This window comes from Parablautia muri, assembly GCF_009917485.1.
GTDB classification, from domain to species: domain Bacteria; phylum Bacillota; class Clostridia; order Lachnospirales; family Lachnospiraceae; genus Suilimivivens; species Suilimivivens muri.
The window spans coordinates 1-15,570 of the sequence record NZ_QZDT01000068.1; the positions used below are offsets into that span (position 1 = coordinate 1).

The 15,570-nt window shown below is 45.7% G+C and carries 14 protein-coding genes; 1 reads left to right on the forward strand and 13 read right to left on the reverse strand.

What is annotated here, in order from left to right; all coding sequences use genetic code 11:
* Nucleotides 1–924: 924 nt before the first annotated feature.
* The 12 genes from D5281_RS21840 to D5281_RS21890 all read right to left on the reverse strand — a co-directional run bounded on the left by D5281_RS21840 (nt 925) and on the right by D5281_RS21890 (nt 12,131).
* The gene (locus tag D5281_RS21840) at nt 925–2,439 is read right to left on the reverse strand and encodes an exosporium glycoprotein BclB-related protein (RefSeq protein ID WP_277935533.1); all 1,515 of its coding nucleotides are present in this window, start codon (nt 2,437–2,439) and stop codon (nt 925–927) included.
* A 360-nt stretch (nt 2,440–2,799) separates the two neighbouring features.
* On the reverse strand, nt 2,800–3,876 hold the full coding sequence (locus D5281_RS21845; protein WP_160562099.1) for a tetratricopeptide repeat-containing glycosyltransferase family 2 protein: 1,077 nt from the start codon (nt 3,874–3,876) through the stop codon (nt 2,800–2,802).
* A 22-nt stretch (nt 3,877–3,898) separates the two neighbouring features.
* On the reverse strand, nt 3,899–4,984 hold the full coding sequence (locus D5281_RS21850) for a collagen-like protein (protein WP_277935534.1): 1,086 nt from the start codon (nt 4,982–4,984) through the stop codon (nt 3,899–3,901).
* Nucleotides 4,985–5,178: 194 nt separating this feature from the next.
* Nucleotides 5,179–5,700, reverse strand: a complete 522-nt coding sequence (locus D5281_RS21855) for an alpha/beta hydrolase (RefSeq protein WP_330585233.1) — start codon at nt 5,698–5,700, stop codon at nt 5,179–5,181.
* Nucleotides 5,637–5,963: a hypothetical protein gene (locus D5281_RS26740; protein WP_330585234.1), complete on the reverse strand. Its 327-nt coding sequence runs from the start codon at nt 5,961–5,963 to the stop codon at nt 5,637–5,639. Before D5281_RS26740 ends, D5281_RS21855 begins: the two co-directional genes overlap by 64 nt.
* A gap of 306 nt (nt 5,964–6,269) precedes the next feature.
* Entirely contained in the window at nt 6,270–7,289 is a 1,020-nt protein-coding gene (locus D5281_RS21860; RefSeq protein ID WP_277935535.1) for a penicillin-binding transpeptidase domain-containing protein, read from the reverse strand.
* Nucleotides 7,290–7,413: 124 nt separating this feature from the next.
* Nucleotides 7,414–7,935, reverse strand: coding sequence for a hypothetical protein (locus tag D5281_RS21865; RefSeq protein ID WP_160562100.1), 522 nt, complete (start codon nt 7,933–7,935; stop codon nt 7,414–7,416).
* A 191-nt stretch (nt 7,936–8,126) separates the two neighbouring features.
* Nucleotides 8,127–8,273: a hypothetical protein gene (locus tag D5281_RS21870; RefSeq protein WP_160562101.1), complete on the reverse strand. Its 147-nt coding sequence runs from the start codon at nt 8,271–8,273 to the stop codon at nt 8,127–8,129.
* A gap of 295 nt (nt 8,274–8,568) precedes the next feature.
* The gene (locus tag D5281_RS21875) at nt 8,569–9,510 is read right to left on the reverse strand and encodes a sensor histidine kinase (protein ID WP_160562102.1); all 942 of its coding nucleotides are present in this window, start codon (nt 9,508–9,510) and stop codon (nt 8,569–8,571) included.
* A gap of 1 nt (nt 9,511) precedes the next feature.
* Nucleotides 9,512–10,219, reverse strand: a complete 708-nt coding sequence (locus tag D5281_RS21880) for a response regulator transcription factor (protein WP_160562103.1) — start codon at nt 10,217–10,219, stop codon at nt 9,512–9,514.
* Between the two features lie 36 nt (nt 10,220–10,255).
* Nucleotides 10,256–11,437, reverse strand: a complete 1,182-nt coding sequence (locus tag D5281_RS21885; RefSeq protein ID WP_160562104.1) for a ComEC/Rec2 family competence protein — start codon at nt 11,435–11,437, stop codon at nt 10,256–10,258.
* A gap of 226 nt (nt 11,438–11,663) precedes the next feature.
* On the reverse strand, nt 11,664–12,131 hold the full coding sequence (locus D5281_RS21890) for a defense against restriction DarA-related protein (protein ID WP_277935538.1): 468 nt from the start codon (nt 12,129–12,131) through the stop codon (nt 11,664–11,666).
* A gap of 518 nt (nt 12,132–12,649) precedes the next feature.
* Here D5281_RS21890 and D5281_RS21895 point away from each other — a divergent pair.
* Nucleotides 12,650–14,791 carry a glycogen debranching protein gene (locus D5281_RS21895; RefSeq protein ID WP_277935536.1) on the forward strand — a complete coding sequence of 714 codons (2,142 nt, stop codon included), beginning with the start codon at nt 12,650–12,652 and terminating at the stop codon, nt 14,789–14,791.
* A gap of 48 nt (nt 14,792–14,839) precedes the next feature.
* Here the strand turns inward: D5281_RS21895 and D5281_RS21900 are convergent.
* Nucleotides 14,840–15,570: GNAT family N-acetyltransferase (locus D5281_RS21900; RefSeq protein ID WP_277935537.1), on the reverse strand; the 731-nt coding region annotated here is incomplete at its 5' end.

Genomic DNA, 15,570 nt, shown 5'->3' on the forward strand with positions numbered 1-15,570 from the left:
ACCCAAAAACTTCCCATGATACAAAATATCCGCCTATAGAACTTCTAACAACTGGTATAATTCCCATGTCATCCCAACACATAGCTGATTTATGGCAGGAGTCCTCTGACAAGCCCTGCTTAACTTAATGGCATTGATTCACGGCCTGGGAGCCGCTCATAGTAACATTCGGGGCGATATTCCAAGTTTTACTTCGCAAAAATCGCCCCTCACACCTAAATCATGTTCTCACGGAATGCGCAGTAAATGCGCATTCCTGACCCGTGAAAAGTTACTTCGAGGATACTGTGTGCTGGCAAATTGATTTCCGTAATTGGCAGGCTGCTTTTCAAATATAATACCGATTCCTTTTTATAGAGCAGGAATGGGCACAGTCACTGTGGAAGGCCACAGATATCATAGCAGAACTGAGCCATTAGTCTTTTCAACTTGGATTTGTGTTTTTGATCTTGGTCAGTGTTAAATCTTGTGTGAAAGTTTCAGACAGCATTCCAAGTTCTTTTATTCTTCTCAACTGAAAGAAACATAAGTATGTTAATCCTGCGATAATCAATCAGATTAATTTTGGGTCAAACAAGGTGGACGGCAATACCAATACACTTACTTTCCATACAATCATTACTTTACAACAACAGAAGCCACAAAAAGTCCATGGCTCCAAAAGGAAATTCTTCGTATTTTCCCCTCACTGCCTGCAGCTGCTAAGAACTATACGGACACCATCTATCATCTTTTAGAGAACAAAGCGCCATATTTTTAGTTAACAACCCCGCTGCAAGCTGGCATGGCATCCAGCTTGCAGCGCAGCTAAGCTGCGGGGTATTGACCTCGCGGCAGCCGCCAAATGTCTAAGCCAACCAATGGTGGCTTTAAGCATCCACTTAGCTCGTTGCCCGCGGGAATTAATTTTTATAAAAATGCTTTTTAATTAATGCTCAGCCCGGCGCTTGCATATCCTACAATTGTGTTGAGTAAGGACAACCCACTTGCCGTTGCTGAAAATACCAGCATCAGCCGGGTTTGAGCCGTTACCGGAATATTAAGTCCTGCCAGCGAACCGTTTAGCAGCGTGCCAATAGATATTGCTCCGCCAAGTGCCGGGGTCAGGTTTATCAGCGTTCCGGCAATCGGGGAAAATACATTATTCGGTGTTGCTGACTGATAAATCTGGGCCCTTATTGTAAGGGTGGAACCTATTAAGGAAAGCGCCACTGTCGTACTAAAGAATGCACTGAACGAGGTTATAATACCGTCACGCGAAACCTGAAATGCAAAGTTTGAAAGTGTTCCGCTGGCATTGGTAATATCAATTGATGAACCCAGAAGCGTAAGCCCTTGGGCACTGTTTCCAAAGCCAACAAAAGCAGGAAGTCCCGCAAGTCCTCCGGCGATTGTTGTAAGAGAAACCGGCAGCCCTGAGGCAAACGGAATCATCGCCCCTGTGCCCGCCACACCAGTTGCTCCTGTGACTCCGGTTGCTCCTGTGGCTCCCGTAGGGCCAGTTGCTCCTGTGGGACCAGTCGCTCCGGTTGCTCCATCGGCTCCCGTGGGGCCGGTTGCTCCGGTTGCTCCATCGGCTCCCGTGGCTCCGGTCGCTCCTGTAGCTCCATCAGCTCCTGTGGGACCAGTCGCTCCCGTAGGACCAGTTGCTCCGGTTGCTCCATCGGCTCCCGTGGGGCCGGTTGCTCCTGTAGCTCCATTGGCTCCCGTGGCTCCGGTCGCTCCTGCAGCTCCATCGGCTCCGGTTGCTCCATCGGCTCCCGTGGGACCGGTCGCTCCCGTAGGGCCAGTCGCCCCCGTAGCTCCGGTTACTCCTGTAGCTCCGTTGGCTCCCGTGGGACCGGTCGCTCCCGTAGCTCCATCGGCTCCCGTGGGACCGGTCGCTCCCGTAGCTCCATCGGTTCCCGCAGAACCAGTTGCCCCCGTAGCTCCATCGGCTCCCGTAGGGCCGGTTGCTCCCGTAGGGCCCTCATCTCCCGGACATCCCTTTGGTCCCTGGATTCCAATTGGCCCGACTACCCCCTGGATACCTTGTGGCCCGGTTACGCCCTGTGGTCCCATTGGACCTGTCGGGCCGGTTGCTCCGGTTGGCCCCGGAATACCTCTGGGTCCCGCAGGTCCTACATCTCCCTGTGGTCCCGCAGGTCCTGCCGGTCCTATAGGTCCCGCCGGCCCTTGAGGCCCTACATCTCCCTTAGGGCCTTCACAACCCGGATCCCCTTTCGGTCCAATATCACCACGGACACCCTGGATACCCTGAATCCCCTGTGGTCCTGCATAACCTCTTGGCCCGGCATAGCCTCTTGGCCCTGTATTCCCGGTTGGTCCTACCGGCCCTGTATTACCCCTGGGCCCTCTCGCCCCGGGAACGCCGGGAATACCCTGTGGTCCCATAGGTCCTTGATCGCCTCTGTCGCCTTTCGGTCCGGGACAACCCATATCTCCTTTGACGCCCTGAGGCCCCATGGGCCCCTGATCGCCCTTAGGTCCCGCTGGCCCGCGTTCACAACAGGGCGGATTACATTGATTCTGACATTTGTTACACGAATTGTTATAATCCATAAATACCATATCCTTTCTAAATATCTGAAAATACACTAAAAAAGTATCTTTTTCTACAAATATTCTATGCTTACCTAAAATATTTGTTCCATATTGTAGAAACAGCGGGTAGCACATGCTGTAAACTTTCCTTATAGAAATAAACGCTATGACATTTCACAGGCCTACTTATAAAACAAGCACTGTCATGCTTCGTAAGACACTTATTGTAAAAAATAGAGCGTGTCAAAACACGCTCTACGAAATCTCCAGACTGTCGAAATACTGCTTATTATAAAGATATGATTTGGAATAAGGCTTTAAGGCCCCTGCTCTCTCATTGTATTCCTTTGCCTTTTTCCGGTCTCCCATTTTATCATAACAAACACATAACTGTAAAAGAGGAACATAATCGTAACAGTCCGGCAGCACAAACCCTCCTGCATATTCATTTTTGGGTCTGCTCAGCGCAGTTTTGTACCAATAAGTAGCAATGTGAAAATCTCCATGGTCCAAAAAATATTTTCCGATATCGCAGCACAACTCAGCTCTTGGTAAATCAAAGCTCATGCTCCGCAAAAGGGTATTTAGCGCACATTGTTCACGCCCCAGACCATAATAGCATTTGGCGCAGATTGCACATGCTTCTATCTTGTTTTCAATCCAGCCCTCCTCCAAACTCAAAAATTCCTCCAACACGGAGACAGCCTCCTCATATTGTTTATGATAATATAACTCCCTCCCAAAATAATACTGCTGCCGCGGATCTAAAAGTTTCCCCTCCGCTAACACTTTACGGTATATATTCAGGTTCCGGTCAGGATCGTTTACTTTTATTTTTTTGTGACTAACTGCAATATCAGAATAAATTACGTTGCCGCTTGGGGGAATTACTTCATGCACCGCACCAATCCATTGGTATTTGGGGCAGTTTTTAATCCATCTTTCCCTGAAATAGGAAAAAGAAGGTTTTCCGGTTTCATCAAAAGAAGTATTATATTTCATCATTACAATATCCACATCCGGTGACAGAGTCTGCTTCAATTGCAAAAATTTATCCTTTTCCGTTTCTTCCAGAATATCATCAGCATCCATCCACATACAATAATCCATAGATGCCTTGGAAAAAGAATAGTTTCTGGCATCGGAAAAATCATCTTTCCACGGATATGAATATACCTTTGATGTATATTGAGACACTATTTCTATCGTCTGGTCTGCCGAACCAGTATCTACAACAATGATTTCCTCTACAAGTTCTCTCACGCTTTCAAGGCAGCGTGCAATTTGCCCCTCCTCATTTTTAACAATCACACAAAGACTTATTGTCGGCATATTGCTCTCCTTTTTCTTTGAATTATTGTCTTCCAAATTTTTCTATACTCAAGTTCATATTGATTTCGCAAGGTCCTGCTGAAGAATCCCACGCAAAAAACAGCGTGGATTCGCACGGTATTTCAACCACAAAATATCTTGATACCACAAGCATTTCCTTTCGTTTTACTGACTCTGCATACGCGCTGTATGTCATATGCGCGCAGCCATTCAATATGGGTGTAAGTTTTATTGATCCATGTCGTTTCACTATCGTGGATATATAGTAATAGACAGCATAGCATCCGGGGGTAAGCGAGACAGAATTGTCATCGCAAAGAGAAATATTTTCGGTTATATCCGGTATATCTATTTTAAGCGGAAGACTGGTGTTTTCCGGCAAAATAAGCTCCTGGCCCGAAAATGATGCAAATATACTATTCTGCGGATAACCTGCAGGTCCCGCCGGGCCACGTGCACCCGTATCTCCTCTCAGTCCCTGCGGTCCCGCCACGCCCTGCGGCCCTTGTGGTCCTGTGACTCCCTGGGTACCAGTCTCTCCCCTCTCACCGGGGCATCCGGGCGGGCCGGGCTCTCCTCTTGGACCCTGGGGACCGGGCTCTCCCCTCTCACCAGGACATCCGGGCGGGCCGGGCTCTCCTCTTGGACCCTGGGGACCGGGCTCTCCCCTCTCACCAGGACATCCGGGCGGGCCGGGCTCTCCTCTTGGACCCTGGGGGCCTGGTTTTCCGCATTCGCCAGGACAGAATGGCAAACCAGGATTTGCACACTCACCGGAACAGCAAGACGGGAACGCTTCTCCGTTTTCCCCAGAGGCATATGGCAAATCAGGCTCCAAATTTTCGTCAGAACTGCAAACTGGTCCGGAATTTACAATTTCATCTGCACAACTGGGTAAGCGGCAAACAGAAGTATCATATTTGCCTGATTCTGTCGTATCTGCATGCTCAGAAGGAGCTGATACGGCCGTATTTGCCCCGGATACATCATCAGGCGAAGTCCGAGCTGTGCTTTGATGATTATTTTGTTGATTGTTTCTATTATAATTCCTTCCCATGCCAAACAGATTCGGCGGATTAAACATCCAATTCATATTAAAATTATTCAAATAAAATCACCTCATTCCTATTTGGTACCGTATGACAATACACTTATCATATAGAGATTTCTGATAGGTATAATAAATTATATGCATAAATTTTTTTTACGTTTCTTTCGTTATCTTTGCTTTGGATTGTTCAAATGAAAGAAATGTTTTTTCATGCTCCGCCTACCTTTTATAATCCAAACGATAATCCTATTTTAATTCCCTGTCTGCATTTCCCAAAATGCAACGGCATCTTCCAGCCATCCCTCCGCTACTGTTCCGATTCCCAAACCAAAGCTATGACGGAGTCCTTCATACGCATGAAATTCCGTGGGGATACCAAGCTTACTCATTGCCTCAAGCCGTGCCTGCATCGCGCGCCAGTTTGCAATACCGTCATCGGTTCCGACACATGCATAAGTCGGCGGGTCATTCTCGCTGTATTCGCTATGTCCTGTGTACTGCATTACAACCGCTCCCGGTTTTGGCATATCACCGCCTTCAAAGACTGCCGTCCCATAAGCGCCAAGGTAAGCTGCCATCCTCCCTCCTGCCGAACCGCCCCACAGAGAATAGCATTCGGTATCCACTTCCAGTTCCTGGGCATTTTCAAAAATAAAACCGATTGCTCTTGCCAGGTCCTCACAAGCGGTCTGTGTGCCGGGACGGTATATCAGTGCAAAGGCGTTATATCCCATCTTTGACAATTCCAGCGCATGAGGAAAGCTGTCCTGCATAGCTCCCACGTAGGCAAAACCGCCACCTGCATTACATATTGCAAATTTTTCTCCCGGATTCCCCTTAAAGAAAAATAATCCTGTATCCCTTTTTGCCGGTTCGGCTGCTTTTTCTTCTTCCATATAAATATCATAAAAAATCCTGTTTCCGCCTTCTGGCCGGTTTCCATATTAGAACCATCTGCGGGCTCTTTACCTGCACCGCATCCGGCAAAGCATACTGCCAGGCAAAAAAATACCGCAAGAATCATTGCTTTTTTCATATAAATCCCCCATGCTGCCAGTTCCTGCGCTTTATGAACCGACTTTATGTTAACAAGCGCTGCCACGCTTTGTGAGCCAGCTTATTGTAACAAAAATCGAGGCTTCCTCAGAAGTCTCGATTCGTTCATCAGTTATTACCTAAAAGTTATATGTATACTTAGTATAAAAATTATTTTCTGTAAATGTACCTCACAAATTTGAGTTCGGAATTTGAATTCGAAAATACACAAAGCAGTAGCCCAAAAGCTGTGGCTGCACGGTAGATGGAAAAATTTTTCGTGCGCGTTCAAATGGATGACATATCCTTAAGAACCATAATAATCTGACACAATTTGAACTGCGATTTCCTTTGCCCGTAAGCTGGATACATCCATGCCGTCTGTTCTTCCAAGATGCACACAAAAATATATATTCCCTTCCTCACTTTCTGCAAATCCGGTAAACCATGCATCAACAACAATGCCATCCGTTTTGCCCATTCCTGTTTTACCGTATATGGAAATATCTGCACTCTCCTGCTTTGGCACAAGCATAACCTGCTTCAGTTCATATTGCGTTTCTTCTGAATAATCCGAGTCAGCACCAAAGATACGTTCCATTACCTCCACCTGTTCTTTGGGGGAAATCATTAAAGACGACTCAATCCAAAAACCGGTTAAAGCCCGATTGTTATTGTTTGTATTTAGCTGCCCCTCCCAATCGGAAATGTCGCAATTACCATACTGAAGTTTATCCAGTTCTTTTTTCATGATATCTTTCCCAATATCATCTATGACCTGTCTGTAATACCATACGCAGGAAGTACGAAACGCTTCGCTAAAATCAATATCTTTATTCCAGTCTTCATTCCAAAATACTTCACCGCTCCATATCCGTGTGGAATCCTTTGGCGTAATGATTCCATTTTCCAGTGCAATCAGGGAAGAAATAATTTTAAATGTAGAACAAGGTGAGCTTCTGGTCAATGCAAGCTCACTATTATAAATAACATACCGTCTGTCAGATACATCGTATATAACCGCCGCTCCATTTAACCCATTGAAATAATTTGACCAGTCCGCATCAATCATCTCCGGTTCTATTGCCAAACCTTGCGCAAAATCAACTGTATCTGCCTCCATGGAAACATTGCCTGATTCATTTTCCGGTTCTGCCGTTTTTTCTTCTTCCCTTTCTTCTTTTTCCTCCTCCGTAAAAATCTTCTGTTCTGCACTGTGTTTATTTGAACAGCCTGTTACGATCAGTACACATGCAAATGCCCAATATACCAATTTAAAATATTTGCTCCGCTTTTTCATCATTACTTCCTGCAACGTTAATCCCATGTCCCTGCTTAGTAGCATTCCAAATCACGTATCGCAAGCTTTGCTGCCATACTGCCACAAATATAGCCTTTGGCAATTTACTTCCGGGCTTTTCCTTTCCTACTCATATTTTTTGCAAATGCGCTCACTCTGCTCTTTTCCGGAAAACTCCCACAATCTCTTTTCCAAATCCCACATCCCCCAGCATCCGGTAAATTTCCACCGTCCACTCCATGGAGATTTCATGCATCAGGTTTTCCAGCCTTACCGTTGTCCCATGTGCAAATTTCCCTTTCTCAGGCCTTTCATAATAGTTTGTAATCGGATTCAGAAGATGAAAATCCACGAAAGTATCCCCGTAAAAGTCCATGCATTCAAATCCCCCTGCCTCCAAAAGGCTGATCAATCCTTCCCTGTTGAAATATCCTGTATGGTCCGGGTCGTCTAACCAGTATTCTTCCTTTCGTTCCCCGCTCCTTAATAACATCTGCTGCAGATAAGAATAATTGTTGGCTACTTTGATAACGAGAATGGATTTCTCAGTCATCAGTCCTTTTATCATTTCAACACATTGCTCTGCATCCAGCACCATGTCCAGAATCCGGTCCATATTGACAACGTCAAAACATTCTCCCCGCTTTTTCATCTCAGGGATAATCGTCTCCATGTCCCCCTGCTCCAGATAAGGACACATTTGGGGTTGAAAATGTTCAAGTGCGTAGGAACCAATGTCAACGCCTTTTACCTTGACCCCCTTGTCATGAAAATACTAAAGTAAGAACCCTTCTCCACATCCGATATCCAACAGGGAGTATTTCCCTTCTTTCAAATTTTCCTGTTTTGACAGATTCTGTTCGATCACATAAGCCGCTCTTTGATTTTATTCATAGTAAATGCAAGCTCGTCCTCTGAATACTCCTTCATATAGGTTGCTCCGGAATAATTTTGGAAATATTCATCTTCAAAATTCTTCTTTCCTCCAGCGTATTTTTCTGCGCAGCTCATAATAGCCGTACCGGTTCAAAGCAACGTTCTAAAAGCTGTACTACATCTCCCAGCTATACGGTCTGTTTATTCTTAAATCCTTTCCCATTTACGATTCCCTCCTACTGTCAAACAAACGCTTACACTCCGCAAAGCGTGGCGTCCACTGTTTTGTTTTGTATTTGTTCTTATTTTGTTTTCTTTTTTTCTCTGCCATTATACTTCTGCTTTTTCATATGCATCTATCCTTTTTTCGTCCGGCATATGCGTATAGCAAATAAAGTTTCCCTGCTTTTTACGGATTTCTCCGTAAATCTTAATAAACAAATTTCTGCAGTTTCACCGTAAAAACGGTTTTTACATTGGGCTCGCTCTCTAAGGTAAGCTCCCCGCCCAGCTGATGCGCCAGATTTTGGGCAATGGTAAGTCCCAGACCGTTTCCCTGTATCTGCCGGTTTCTGGAATCCTCCATGGTAAACAACCGCTCAAATACATTCCTTGCAAACGCCTTATCTATTCCCTTTCCCTTATCTGCCACATCAATATAAACATATTTATCCTCTGTCCTTAAAGAAACCCCCATATATTTTCCATCAACGCCATACCGTATAACGTTTGAAATAAGATTGAATAAAATCCTCTGCAGGGCATCTTCGTTTCCCCAGACAAAGACCGCTTCTTCCGGAATTTCAATCTCCACCTGAAATTCCTTCTGCGTCAGCATATCGTAAAAGTCCAGCACATTTTCCCTTAAGGCCTCACAGATATCTATCTTTGAAATTTCAATATCCGTATCCCCGGCCTCCAGCTTCGCCAGGGTAAAAAACTGGTTCATCAATTCCATGACTCTCTGGGCCTTGTGTTCCACCTTTAGAAGCATTTCTTTTTCTTCTGCCCCGCTTAACCGCATAATCTCCAGATAGCCTAAAATAACCGTCATAGGTGTTTTTATATCATGGGAGATGTTGGAGAGCATCTTCTTTGAGGAAAGCTCCGAACGTCTGAAATCCGCCTTGGTCTTTCTTTGGTTTTCCAGTGTACGGTTAATCTGTGCCGCTAAATCCATGAGAACCCTGTTGTCTGTAAAAACCATAACGTTCTCATCGCTTTCCGTATCCTGGATTTCTTTTAGCTTTTCACTGATTTCCTTTAATTTTCTCTGTATTTCAGACCGGAAAGCTAACCGCTGATAGATGGCAATACAGACCAAGACCGCAATGCAGACACATAAGAAAAAAATAATAGTCCCATCGCTCATTTCATTCCCCTGCTCCTGCCGCCCCGTCCCCTAGCTTATAGCCGATACCCCAAACGGTCATAACATATTTAGGGCTCCTTGGGCTGTCCTCAATTTTGTTTCTTAACCTGCTGATGTGGACATTGACCGCATTTTCATCTCCCAGATATGCGTCATTCCAAATCAGAGAATATATCTGCTCTTTGGTGTATACTTTCTTTGGATTTTTAAGAAGCAGTTTCAGAATTTCGTACTCCTTTACCGTAAGGTCCACTTTTACATTCCTTTTTGTTACGGTATAGTCTGTCAGGTTCATGACCAAATCGCCAACCGCCAACGTTTCGCTCTCCTGCTTATCCGGTTTTGAGTATTGGATGCTTCTGCGGATATTGGCCTTGATACGGGCCAATACCTCCGTCACCGAAAAGGGTTTCGTAATATAGTCATCCGCCCCAAGCCCCAGGCCCAGCGTCTTATCCGCATCCGTATCTTTTGCAGATACAATCATAATCGGAACCGTGCTGCTTTGGCGGATATGCTGCATAACCTCCATCCCGCTGATTTTCGGAATCATCAAGTCCAGCAGAACAAGACTATAAGTATCAGCCGCAAATTTCTCACAGGCTTCTTCTCCATCGGCAGCACAGACCACTTCATAATTCTCCGTTGTCAGGTAGTCCTTCAGCATCCGGCTTATTTCTATGTCATCTTCTACCAATAACAATTTCATGATCGCATCTCCTTAGCTGTGTTAACGGCTCTCTTATTATGGATTGCATTTTTTACATGGCACATATCCCTGGGCAATTACTTCATCCCGCGACAGCGTGACAGCCAATTTATTCTTTTCACTCATCTGACTTACGCTTGCACAGGAAGGTATATGAAATTTACCTGTGTTTGTATTACAAATATAAGATATGGATGACGGCGTATCCACTGCCCCAGTAGATTCCGTTATCTTAGAGGTGTCCACTGTCCCGGCAGTTTCCTCCGGCTTAGCTGCTTTCCCTGTCCCGGCAGATTCCTTTACCTGGCTGCCAGCCGATGCTTTGCTCTGTGTACCTGTAGGTTCTCCGGCCAGCCAGGTATCCGATGGGCTGCAATTCCAGGAAATCTTGTTTCCATCGCTGGTTGCTATGATACTTCCCTGCTCATCTGTCCTGTAAACCTGTACGCCCATAGCCCTTAAATTGTTCATGGTCTGGGCATGGGGATGGCCGTAAGAATTTCCTTCCCCGCAGCTAATTACCGCATAGGACGGGGCTGCCGCCTTTAAGAAGGCTTCTGAGGATGAGGTCTTACTGCCATGATGCCCCACCTTATAGACATCTGCGGAAATATCAATGCTATTTTCTAAAATATCCTGTTCGGCTTTTTCTTCCGCATCACCGGTAAACAGGAATTTATTTTTTCCATTCTGAATGGTCAAAGCAATAGACGCGTCATTTGGATCGGTATACTCTTTGTTAGGCCCAGCAATGGTTATGGATGCCGTTCCAAGATAATACTTATCGCCAACCTTTGGCGTTATATATTTCAACCGTTTATTGTCCAGCGCCTGTATCAGCTTTTGGTAGGTCTTCGTATCCTTCTCATAATTTGACACAAAGACCTTATCAATATTAAATTTTGTAATAATAACCGGAGCCCCACCTATATGGTCGGCATCCGGGTGGGTCAGAATCAGGTAGTCCAGATTTTTGACTCCCTGTTTTTGCAAATAATTTTGAATCGCTGTTCCTTTCGAATCATCACCTGCGTCAATCAGCATGCTCTGTCCACCGCATTTTATTAAGGTGGCGTCCCCTTCTCCCACATCGATAAAATGCACTTCCATTTCATCCGGGCTGGCCGCTTTCGCGAAAGTTGGAACAACCCATGCCACTCCTGCCAATAATGATAGTGTCAGCAGCAGCGTTAGAGCTCCCTTATAGATTTTCCTCATAGACTTATCCTCCATGTTCCTGCCGTCCCACAAATTGGGATACGGCATAAATTTGAATGTGAAGTTATCTTTCTATTTCACCCCTGAAATACGATAAGTCTATTTTACCATAGAATGTTCCTATTTCCAATTTTTTTGCAAATGTGAAAACCTGACCCCGGATTTTCGCAATATTGGTATTCGTTTGGCTCAGGACTTTACACTTGCTCTGCCGCCTTTTGTTCTTTTACAGGTTATCCGGAGCAGGTTTCAGTTCGTAGTCCTCCATCTGCTCCTTTGTCAGTGGATGGGGATAGAGTATCTCACTCCATGCGCATAACCGTCCGCCAGCCACTAGGCGGCGCCTGCCTTCGTTATAGTTGACAAGCATAACGGGGCTGTTCTCTTCCGGCTGCGGAAACGTTGCAATGTCCACCGGGCGCTCTGTTGCGTAATAGCGGTAGAATACAGCCGTACTGTCTTTTGTCTTTTCCTGCATCCCATACATCATGCGCCAACGTCCTGCCCTTTTTTGAAAATTTTCTTCCGCAGCGTCCCTGTTTTCATGACAGCTTTTCCAGTAGCAATCACGCCCGCAGGCAGTTTCCGTGAAATTCCAGACAGCAAACTTTTCTAAAGTTCCCCGTTCACAGCCCAAAGCAAAACCGTATCCCGTTTCAAACAGAATTGTCCTTTGAATCTCATAACCATCCATTTTGTCCACTGAATCAGTCCTCCTAGTAAATAATATAGCAACAAGAGTTATATCGTTAATAAAGTCATATCTGACGAATGGCAGAAGAAGAATTCTCTCCATCAGAAGTTATAAATATTTACTGTGTCTGCGACTTTCTTTAATGCGCCGGACAAAATATAGAGACGGAATCATTGAGGCAGGATGATTGACGTATCCTCCTTGGGAATCAGTAGATTTCCGCCAGCAAAACTTTTTCTTACATTTTTCATTGCATTAAAAAAGATTTTCCGCTATACTGTTGACATATTTCCATCTAAAAGCAGTAGCAGACCGGCCGGCTTTCGGCAAACTGTTACTGAAACCGACTCTTGTAAATTCGCCTGCGGTGAAGGGCCGGATTCACTCTAGGCAGAATATATGCTTTCTTACCGACTTAGAAGTAAATGCAAAGTCTTGGGCTGAATTGTCACAAAAAACCATCCTATCAATTTAGAAACCTAAAACCATTCTCAAACAAATATCATAGGAGAAAGAATTTGAAACTTTATACGCAAACATATGTACCTGAACTCCACCAGTCGTTAGCTACCCCCACTGCAGAAATTGACGGTTTTCCCGTCCGTCCGGGACTTTTTGATGTGTTCGGAGCCATGATGCTTCCGGTAGGCGTAAATTTTACCGTCCAGACACATTATGGCACCTCCTGCACCCTTCTTCTTTTTCACAGAAATGCCGCCGAGCCTTATGCACGTCTGCCTTTTCCTGAGGCTTACAAAATTGGAGATGTATATTCCATGATTGTATTCGGACTGGATATCGAGGAATTTGAATACGCCTATCAGATTGACGGTCCTTATGACCCCAAAAACGGGCTTACTTTTGACCCTGATGCCATTCTCCTTGACCCTTATGCCCGGTCCGTAGCCGGCCACAGAGTCTGGGGCAATAAAAAAATTGACGGCTACCATGCCCGGGTTGTCCGGGATGTTTTTGACTGGGGTGTTATGCCCCAGTCCTCCCGCACTATGAGCGATTTAATTATTTATGAGTTACATGTAAGAGGCTTCACTTACCATCCATCCTCCAACGTAAACCACCGGGGCACCTTTGCCGGGCTTAAAGAAAAGATTCCTTATCTCAAGGAACTTGGCATCAATGCGGTGGAACTTATGCCTATTTTTGAATTTGACGAGACCATGAATTCACGGGAAGTGGATGGAAAAAACCTGCTGGATTATTGGGGCTACAATACAGTTGGCTTTTTTGCCCCCAATATCCGCTACAATTCCAGTGAAGAATACAATCAGGAGGGCCGGGAGCTAAAAGAACTGATCAAAGCCCTTCACGACAATGGAATAGAAGTTATTTTGGATGTAGTATTTAATCATACTGCCGAGGGAAACGAGCAGGGTCCAACTTTTTGTTTCAAAGGCTTTGACAATAAAGTTTACTATATGCTTACCCCCGATGGCCATTACTATAATTTCAGCGGCTGCGGCAACACCCTAAACTGCAATAACCCTATCGTGCGGCTGCTGATTCTGGAATGTCTCCGCTATTGGGCCGTAAGCTACCGGATTGACGGTTTCCGGTTTGACCTTGCCAGCATTTTAGGCCGGCACGAGGACGGTTCCCCCCTAAACAATCCGCCCCTTTTAGAGCTCCTTGCCACGGACCCTGTGCTGCGCAATGTAAAGCTCATTGCCGAAGCCTGGGATGCAGGCGGTCTTTATCAGGTAGGACGTTTCCCGGCCAGTAAACGCTGGGCGGAATGGAACGGCCGCTATCGCGACTCCCTGCGGGCTTATTTAAAAGGGGACTACTGGCATTCCTGGGATGCCGCCCAGAGCATCACCGGTTCCGGCGATATTTATGGCGGTCACTATTCCGACAACAACAGCAATTATGCAGGTTATAATTCCTGCGTAAACTTCCTCACCTGCCATGATGGCTTTACCCTTTATGACCTTTACTCATACAATGAAAAGCACAATGAGGCAAACGGTTGGCGCAATACGGACGGCTCTGATGACAACCGCAGCTGGAACTGCGGCCATGAAGGGGATTCCACCGACCCTGATGTGCTTTCCCTCCGGTTCCGGATGATGCGCAACGCCTGTGCCATATTAATGTGCAGCCGGGGAACGCCTATGTTTTTGGCGGGAGATGAATTTGCCAATACCCAGTATGGCAACAACAACGCTTACTGCCAGGACAACGAAATTTCCTGGCTGGACTGGGGATTGCTTGAAAAAAACCGGGAATTATTCGAGTTTTTTAAATTTATGATTGCTTACCGCCACAAGCATCCTATTATCCGCAAAAAACTGCCGGATGCTGTCTGCGGCATGGAGCCCCTGCGGACCCACGATATCAATTCCGAAAAGACGGATATCCCCAGAGATACGAAAACCATAGCCGTCAGCTTTGCCGGTTACAATCCGGAAACCGGAAAAGACGACCTTGTCTATGTGGCGCTCAATACCTACTGGGAAAATGTATGTATCAAAGTTCCTTTCCTGGGACACCGCCAGGCATGGTATTTAAGCGTAAACACCTGGGGCGATGGGCAAAACCGCTATTTCTATCCGGAAGGGGAAGAAGTGCGCATTGACCATGAATTTATTATGCCTCCCCGCTCCGTGGCCGTTTTTACCGGACGGGAAGTGCAGGCCTGATTTCCGTGTGATTTCATTTTCCCTTTAACAGCCCGTATTTAGAAAATATCATTTCAAAATTTCATTCCTCTTGGCCGCATCAAAACCGGCCAGTGACGGGTGGTTTGTCAAAGCCTTTATGATTCTCCACCCGTCACGGCTGTTTATAGCATTTTTCTCAAGGGGCATAAATCCAAAGTCCAGATAAATTTTACAGGCAACCCATGTGGTGGTCTGGGTTGGAATCTTTGCGTGGGTATAGCCCAGCTCCTTAAGAAGCGAAAGTACATAGGAAATCAAAGGCTTAGATAGTCCCTTCCCCTGATCCTGCCTTCGGATGGCAACCCAATGCAGCCATCCGTCCCCTGATTTATCTCTCCCCAAAACATCATAAAATGCAGTTGCCGTTGCCACCTTTTCCCCCTGGGAATTTTCAAGAAAGACCATTCTCTTTGGAAGTTCATCCTCATGTTTGGCGTAATATTTTTCCCAGGCCTTAAGCCCCTGCTCATAGTCGGTAAATTCTTTGGCTGATTTCTCAATCCCAATCCACGAATCCCGATCTCCATATTTGTAAAATGCAAAACGGTATCCTTCCGGCAGCCCATAATACGGGATTTCCGTTAAATCCCGTTCCAGCATCAATTCATAATATTGAATCCTGCTGTCATGATTGTCAAAATCAAATGCGGTCACGCTCTGCGGACCAGCTAATTGCTCCAAATTTTTCATTTTTATAATCCGCCTTTCTGCGAAAGGCACCAATGCGTCATGAAACATTGGCTGACTTTCGCTTTTCT